At 70.3% G+C, this 4,222-nt stretch carries 5 protein-coding genes and 1 pseudogene; 2 read left to right on the top strand and 4 right to left on the bottom strand.

Translation table 11 applies throughout. The features are described from left to right. A pseudogene (locus tag ASJ79_RS33315) lies at positions 1 to 534 on the top strand (hypothetical protein); the annotation flags it as partial. On the opposite strand, the gene ASJ79_RS19790 reads toward ASJ79_RS33315, so the two are convergent. Genes ASJ79_RS19790 through ASJ79_RS19800 form a run of 3 tightly spaced genes read right to left on the bottom strand, consistent with a single transcriptional unit; the run spans position 475 to position 1,824 of the window. Continuing rightward, positions 475 to 732, bottom strand: a complete 258-nt coding sequence (locus ASJ79_RS19790) for a hypothetical protein (RefSeq protein WP_067958841.1) — start codon at positions 730 to 732, stop codon at positions 475 to 477. The pseudogene ASJ79_RS33315 and the gene ASJ79_RS19790 overlap by 60 nt on opposite strands. 13 nt (positions 733 to 745) lie before the next feature. Further along, complete coding sequence (locus ASJ79_RS19795; RefSeq protein ID WP_067958844.1) at positions 746 to 1,603, bottom strand: oxygenase MpaB family protein; 858 nt, start codon at positions 1,601 to 1,603, stop codon at positions 746 to 748. Beyond that, positions 1,603 to 1,824: a hypothetical protein gene (locus tag ASJ79_RS19800; RefSeq protein ID WP_067958847.1), complete on the bottom strand. Its 222-nt coding sequence runs from the start codon at positions 1,822 to 1,824 to the stop codon at positions 1,603 to 1,605. Before ASJ79_RS19800 ends, ASJ79_RS19795 begins: the two co-directional genes overlap by 1 nt. Before the next feature lie 210 nt (positions 1,825 to 2,034). On the opposite strand from ASJ79_RS19800, the gene ASJ79_RS19805 reads away from it, so the two are divergent. Further along, positions 2,035 to 3,171 carry a cytochrome P450 gene (locus tag ASJ79_RS19805; RefSeq protein WP_231750940.1) on the top strand — a complete coding sequence of 379 codons (1,137 nt, stop codon included), beginning with the start codon at positions 2,035 to 2,037 and terminating at the stop codon, positions 3,169 to 3,171. Here ASJ79_RS19805 and ASJ79_RS19810 read toward each other — a convergent pair. Beyond that, positions 3,164 to 4,222: glycosyltransferase family 4 protein (locus ASJ79_RS19810; RefSeq protein ID WP_067958850.1), on the bottom strand; the 1,059-nt coding region annotated here is incomplete at its 5' end. The two genes, ASJ79_RS19805 and ASJ79_RS19810, sit on opposite strands and share 8 nt — an antisense overlap.

The following is a 4,222-nucleotide window of genomic DNA, read 5'->3' on the forward strand; positions in this document are numbered from 1 at the left end:
CCCTCCGGATCGATCGCCGGGCCGGGGGTCACCCGGTGCGCCGGCCGGTGGCGCTTCGCGCGGGTGGGCGCCGGTAGGTGGCTGGTGGCCGCCGCGGCCGGGGCCGGTGACGCGCCCGTGCTCGACCCGTTGCCGCGGTGGGTCCGCGCCGACGTGCTGAGCACCGGCGACCTGACGATCGGGGGACAGACCGTGCCGGGGGAGGGCGGGAGGGCCCGCGAGGTGCAGCAGCTGCTGATCGCCGGTGCCGGCGCCGACGAGCTCGCCGCCGCGGGTGTGGCCTGGGTGGTGGTCGAGGGCGGCACCGCGGACCTGGATTTGCCGGTCGCCTACCGCGACGACGTGTTGACCGTTTACGCGGTGGGCGGTGACACGCCGGGTTCACCGCACCGTCCCGTCCTGCTCGCGGCGCACGGGGTCTGGGTCGGTCAGCTCGCTGTCGGGCTGCTCGGCATGCTGCTCACGCGGCTACGGTCACGCCAGGCACGCCGCGGGCAGCAGCACCTGGATCGGCCAGAGCGCGGCGACCAGTAGGTAGGCCAATATCTCGCCGCCCGCGGGTATCTGCACCTGCAGCAGGTTCTCGAGCTGCCGGACCTCCTCCACCCGGAAGAACGCCCACGCCAGACCGATGGTCACGTACGGGATCAGGAGCCACAACCCGAGTTCGATCACGTCGGCGACGCAGAAGCGCCTGCTCAGCACGCTGCGGGTGGCGGTGCGGATCGACATGCCGGTCCTCTTCTCAGACCAGCTGCCGGTGCCGGCGGACCCGCATGCGGACGTCGGCGAGCAGCACGTAGCTGCCACCCTGGCGCACGAAGCCGGGCAGGAAGCGGTTGACGAACGCGACGAACAGGAACAGCTGCTCGAACCACCACTGCCAGGTGCCACCCCATGTCACGCCGAGCGCGTCGCGGAACACGGGCGCCAGGAAGCCGGCGGTGAGGAACTTCAGCAGCGGCCGGAAAGGCAGTCCCAGAACGGGATTGATCATCCGCAAGTTGATCAGGTCGGTGAGGTACGCCCTGACGACGTCGTCCATCTCGACCTGTTCGCACGCACTGTCCCAGTAGTCGTCGAACTCGGCGCGGGTGGGCGGCCACTGGTCGGGGCCGACCTGCAGCGTGGTCCCCAGCGTCCAGGCCGAGCGGTAGAACTGTTCGGCCTGTTCCGGCGTCATCTGCCCGCGCAGCAACCGATAGGTGTCCTCCAGCCCGACGAACAGGCACGCCGCCACCCACATCTGCAGGTCGCTGTCGAAGGCGTTGTAGCGCACCGGACTTGCCGGCCCGGACTTGACGTGGCGGTGCACACTGTCGACGGCCTCCCGAAACGCGGCACGGTCGTCGTCGGAGCCGAGGATCGCGACGGCGAGGTACTGGAAGGTGGTGCGGGCCCGCTTCCACGGGTGCTTGAGCAGGTTCCCGGTATCGACCTTGCTCTCGACCACGCCGTACCCCACCCCGGGGCGGGACAACTGCATGACCACGTTGGCCGCGCCCGCGGCGAACGACCAGAAATCCATCGCGTCGGCGACCCGCACCGGTTCGTCACTCCAGCGCGCGGTACTGCGATTGACCTGAATCCGGTTGCGGCTCATCACATGCAGACGTCCGTGACGAACAGAATGGGCCAAAACACCACGGAGCCGACGAACCCGACGACCCTCTGCACGCCGTCGGCGTCGGCGAAATGGCCGGGATTGAGCACCGCGACGACGACACCGAGGACCCCGTACGGCGCACCGGCCATCACCGCGGCGCCGAGCCATTCGGCGACGGTCATCTCGTAGCCCAGGATCCGGCGCACCACGCTGAGCATGGCCGCTATGTTAATGGCCATTCGCGCTGCCGTCCCCGATACCACCGAGATTCGCGAGCTCGGCCGTTTCCGCCGGCGGACGGCTCCACGGTATTACTGTGCGAGGTGAACGCTGGGAGGTGCACATGCGCGAGGACGCCCTCAGTATCGGCGGCGCCGACCTCGCCGACCCCGACACCTATCTGGCGGGTATGCCGTACGACGCGTTCCGTGAGCTCCGCGCACGCGCCGGTCGCGTGGCATCCGCACGGCGCCGACGGCGGGTTCTGGGCGCTGACCGCCCACGACGACATCCTCGCCGTCTCACGCGACAGCCGGACCTGGTCCTCGCAGGCCACAGGGGTGTTCCTGGACGTTCCCGCCCCCGAGGACGCCTACCAACTGGCGCTGATGATGCTGACGATGGACCCGCCCCGGCACACCGCGCTGCGGGCGTTGGTCAGCCGCGGGTTCACCCCGCGGCATGTGGCGCGGCTCAACGCCCGCACCGCGGACATGGCCCGCGCCATCGTGGACGACGCGCTGGAACGCGGCGAGTGTGAGTTCGTCGGCGACGTCGCCGGGGCGCTGCCGTCCTACGTCATCGCCGAACTGCTCGGCATCCCCCTCGACGACGGGCGCCGACTCTACGCGCTCACCGAGATCATGAACACGCGCCCGCTCGGGGACGCCGAATTGCACCGGGCGCAGTTCGAGCTGTTCGAATACGCCGACGAGCTCGCGGCCGCGAAACGCACGACACCCGGCGACGACATCGCCACCGCGCTGCTGCACGCCGAGGTCGACGGGGAACAGCTGACCGATCTCGAGTTCAACCTGTTTTTCATGCTGCTGCACAACGCCGGCGGGGACACCACCCGGAATCTGGTCGCCGCAGGCACTCTCGCACTGATCGAACACCCCGGGCAGTGGGCCCGGCTGGCCGCCGACCCGACGCTGATGCCGACCGCGATCGAGGAGATGTTGCGCTGGACCAGCCCGGTCACCGTGTTCACGCGCACCGCGACGCGGGACACCGAGGTCGGCGGCCAACAGCTGCGGGAGGGTGAGCGGGTGGCGATGTTCTATCCGTCGGCCAACCGCGACGAGAAGCACTTCGCCGATCCCGACCGCTTCGACGTCGGCCGCACCCCCAACCACCACCTGGCGTTCGGCGGCGGCGGCACCCATTTCTGCCTCGGCGCCAACCTGGCCCGGGTGGAGGCCCACGCCATGTTCGGCGAATTAGTCACCCGCACAGCGGAACTCGAGTTGACCGGACCGGTCGAGCGGGTCAGCTCGGTGCTGATGAACGGCATCCGGTCCATGCCGGTGCGGATCACGCCGGCGCGCGTCGGCGTCAGATGACCCCGCTGGCCGGGCGGCCGGCGCGCACCGCGTCCAGCACCGCGCGCATCGCGTCGGCGCTCTGCTCCCAGGAGAAGTCGCCGCTGCGCACCTGGGCCTTGGCGCCCAACTGCTCGCGCAGCACGCCGTCGGTCAGCAACCGCTCCAGTCCGTCGACCAGCTGGTCACAGTCGTCGACCAGAACCCCGGTGACCCCGTCGACGACGGAGTCGGTCAGCCCGCCCGAACTGCGGTAACCGATGGTCGGCACCCCGTGCTGGGCCGCCTCGACCACCGACAACCCCCAGCCCTCCTTGCGGGACGGCAGGATGTGCACCCAACTGCGCTGCAGCACAGCATGTTTGGTGTCATCGTCGACATGGCCGTGGAAGGTGACCGCGTCGGAGATCCCGAGCGACGCGGCGTGGTCGACGAGGCGCTGCGCCCACCAGCCATCGCCCAGCACGTCCAGGTGCACACCGGGGACACGGCTGCGCAGCCGCGCGACCGCGTCCAGGGCGTCCTCGATCTGCTTGTGCGGCACCAACCTCGACAGCACCACCACCCGGGGCGTCGCGGAACGCGGCACGGCCAGCGTGTGCTCGGGCGCCGCGTCGACACCGTTGCGTACCACCGCGATCCGCTCGGGTTGCACGCCGAGCAGCGCGAGATCGCGCGCCGACGGCAGCGACACCGTGACGTACTGGTTGCGGCGGTGCAGCCGCGGGGACAGCCGCGATTCGACGAACCAGCCGATCCGGCTCATCACCGGGCCCGCGACCGGCCACTGCTCGCGGTGGCAGTGGTGCACCAGCACCACCGTCCGCCTGCCGTGGACCAGCCGCGACAGGAACGGCAACCCGTTCTGGGTGTCCACCACGATGTCGGGCCGGATGCGGCGCATCGGGCCCAGCCCGATCTTCGCGGCGGCCATCGCGAGCCCCGCCCACACGTAGACGGTGTAGGGCCCGGTGATGAGCCGGATCGGCTGGTTCGTCGAATCGCGGCTGTCCCCGCGGCTGCACCGCCGCAACCAGTACGTCACGGTGTCGCTGCCGTCGGCGCGCGATCT

Source organism: Mycobacterium sp. NAZ190054, assembly GCF_001545925.1.
Lineage (GTDB): Bacteria > Actinomycetota > Actinomycetes > Mycobacteriales > Mycobacteriaceae > Mycobacterium.